Here is a 3,116-nt window from a genome sequence, read left to right on the forward strand (position 1 = left end):
CGTTTCTCGGCGAACGCGCGCGGGCCTTCCAGAGCGTCTGCGCTGTGCCGTCGCCTTTCCTCCCACGGGTAGGTGGTGGTGAAGGCCTCGGAAAGTGGCAGGTGCGCCGAGCACGCGGCGGCTTCCTTGATGGCCCGGACCGCTAGTGGTGCGGCGGCGAGCAGGTCGTCGACCCACTGCTGCACGCAGGCGTCCAGCCGCTCGGCGGGTACCACCTCGTTGACCAGCCCGTAGGCGTGGGCGGTTGCCGCGTCGAAACGCCGGCCGGTGAGCAGATAGCCCATCGCGACCTTCTGCGGCAGCTGCCGGACCAGCCGAAACACCCCACCGGCACCCGGGACCAGCCCCAGACGCACCTCCGGCAGGCCGAACTGCGCCCGGTCGGACGCGACGATGATGTCGCAGGCCAGCGCCAGTTCCAGGCCACCGCCCAAGGCGTAGCCGTCGACCCGGGCGATCACCGGCTTACTGAACCGGAACCGCTCGGTGAACCGTGGCCAACCCGGCTGCCCCCGGCTACCGAAACTGGAAGCCGGTGCGCCCGAGGCTGCTCGTTCCTTGAGGTCCTGCCCCACCGAGAACGCGCGGTCCCCCGCACCAGTCAGCACCACGACCCGGATGTGGTCGTCGGCCTCGATGTCATCCCAGATCCGACCCAGCTCGGCGTGCATACGCACGTCCATCGCGTTGAGCACCTCAGGACGATCCAGGATGACCCGCGCGACGTGACCGCTCTTGGTCAACCGCACCCGGCTCACGAGGCGCTTCCGGCGAACCGGCCGACCTTGTCGATCACATCGCTCGCGTGGATCCGCAAAGCCTGCTCGAAAGCGAACTCGGCCAGATACGCGCGTAGGTCGTCCGGTGACTCCTGCGCCAGATTGATCATCCGCCGGTTCGCGGCGACCGCCTCACCACGCAGCCGATCCACCGCCCGTTCCACCGCCGCGTCCATCTCCTGCGGGGCGACGACCTCGTCGATGAGCAGGCGTGCCTCCGGCTCAGCCGCTGAGATCCGGCGCCCACCGAGAATGACCTGCCGGGCCAGCCGCGGGCCCGCGACCCGGCCCAGACGCAGGTTCGCCGCGCCCGGGATGATTCCCTCCTGCGCGGCGGGCAGGCTCAGGAACGCATCCGAGGCGGCCAGGACGTAGTCCAAGACCAGCAGCAGCTGCATCCCGCCACCGATCGCGAACGTGTCCACCGCCCCCACCCACGGCTTCTGCACCACCCCGCCATCAAGACCACGGAAAATCTTGTGCAGATAGCCCAGCTCCCGGCGCAGCAGGAACCCGGTCAGGGTGATCTCGCCAGCGCTGAGCCGTTTCAGGTTGATACCAGCGCTGAACACCCGCCTACCCCGATACCGGCGATGGGTCATCACCCCGCCGCGGACCAGACCAACCTGCACGCCCGGATCGAGCAGGGCCAGGTCGACAGCGGTCTCCATGTCATCAACCTGACGCTCATCCTCAGCATTGAGGCACTCCGACCGGCACATGCTCAGCCAGGCCACCCCGTCGCGGCGTTCCAGGTGCACCGCCTCGGTCTCGAGCACGCCGGTGCGTTGGAACTCCGGGAGCAACCCCTGGGCGCGTTCGGTGGGCCGCAGCATCGCGGTCATCAGGTGCCGCCCGGACTGCGGTGAGCGCAGGATGCCGCGCAGGAAGATCCCCTGGTCGATCTCCCGGCCTTCCTTACCGGCCTGCGGACGGGACCGCTCACCGGCCAGCTGCCGGGCCGTAGGCGTCAGCCCGGGAATCGCGTACGCCGCCGCCTCGGCCAGCTCGCCGACCCGCAGGTAGCGGGTGCGGTCGGCGGTGAGCTCGTCGTAGACCTTGTCGGCGTACGCGTCCATGAAACCGGCGCGCAGCTGACGCACAGCGTCATGGGCCTGTGCCGCTTCAGCTTGCTGCGCCGCGGTCCGGTCGGCCGGCGGCGGGAGCACCGCGAGCAGCCGTTCAGTGTCCGCCGCCGCCTCGGCCAACCGCACCCGGTCCGCGCCCAAGTCCGACGGCGCGGTCACCGCGGTCACGACGCCGCGCCGCGGCGCAGCGCGCGGTCGCACGCGGCCAGGTGGGCGCCGAGGGCCTCCTCGAAGCTGTACTGCACCGCATCCAGCAGCAACTGCCGCCGGATCGCCAACTCCTTACCGGTGAAGGCGGCCGCCGCGGCAGCGACCTCCGCCAGCACCGAGTCCGGCTCCTCGGCGACCACGTCGACCAGGCCGGCCGTAGCGGCCTCGACTGGTGTGCCGAGCAGCGCAGCGCGCCGCAGCCCCGCGCTCAGGCCGCCCTGACGGGCCAGCCGGAACAGCGACATCCCCGGCCAGGTCGCCTCCCCCTCGATCGGCGGCACCAACCGGACCCCGGGCACCGCGATCCGAAAGTCGGTCGCCAGCAACACATCCAGCGCCGTGCCACCGCAGTCACCCGCAGCGACCGCGACCGTGGTCAACCCCAGGCGTTCCAGCCGGCGCACCGCCCGTTCCCACTTGGTCAGCAACCCCACATCCAGCGCCGCGGTCCAGCCCGGAAGCGGAGCCCCCGAAACGTAGGCGACGAACACACCCGCCTTGTAGCCGTCCTCGGCCCGGTCACACAGCCGCAGCACCTCCTCGACCCCGGCGGCCGACACCGGCCGCCTGCCATCGACGCGCAGGACCAGATCACCCACCCCCGCCGCGCTCACCACTGCACCAGCGCTGTCTCGATCGTGGAACCCGGACCCATCGTCATCAACACCCCGAACTCGCCCGGCCTAGTGATCTTCTCCTCGACCAGCCGCTCATAAGAGAACAAGAACGACCCACTGGACACATTGCCGTGATCACGCAGCACCCCCACGGTGTGGCGCACATCGTGACGGCTCAACCCCAGGTTCACCACCACCGCGTCGATCACCTTCTTGCCGCCGGAGTGCACCAGCCAATGCCCGACATCACTACGCCGCAGCCCCGTCCCGGCGAGCAGCCGATCCACCACCAGCTCGGCGTGCGCACCCACCACATACGGGATCTGCGGGTCCAGGAAGAAACTGAACCGATCCAGGTCACTGTCCCAGTCGTACCGCATCGCCTCGATCGCATCCGTGATCAACAGGCTGGCGAACTTCAG

4 protein-coding genes are annotated in these 3,116 nt (G+C 69.8%); all 4 read right to left on the minus strand.

The window, feature by feature from the left end:
• On the minus strand, nucleotides 1-758 hold a 758-nt coding region (gene dpgD / locus AB0J80_RS38425; protein WP_364714764.1), incomplete at its 3' end, for an enoyl-CoA-hydratase DpgD.
• On the minus strand, nucleotides 755-2,035 hold the full coding sequence (gene dpgC / locus AB0J80_RS38430; protein ID WP_364714765.1) for a (3,5-dihydroxyphenyl)acetyl-CoA 1,2-dioxygenase DpgC: 1,281 nt from the start codon (nucleotides 2,033-2,035) through the stop codon (nucleotides 755-757). The genes dpgC and dpgD, both read right to left, overlap by 4 nt.
• A complete protein-coding gene (dpgB, locus tag AB0J80_RS38435) occupies nucleotides 2,032-2,691 on the minus strand; it encodes an enoyl-CoA-hydratase DpgB (protein WP_364714767.1) in 660 nt (219 codons plus the stop codon). Before dpgB ends, dpgC begins: the two co-directional genes overlap by 4 nt.
• On the minus strand, nucleotides 2,688-3,116 hold a 429-nt coding region (locus AB0J80_RS38440; RefSeq protein ID WP_364714769.1), incomplete at its 5' end, for a 3-oxoacyl-[acyl-carrier-protein] synthase III C-terminal domain-containing protein. The genes dpgB and AB0J80_RS38440, both read right to left, overlap by 4 nt.

Origin of the sequence: Actinoplanes sp. NPDC049548 (assembly GCF_040676695.1) — a bacterium.
GTDB lineage: Bacteria > Actinomycetota > Actinomycetes > Mycobacteriales > Micromonosporaceae > Actinoplanes.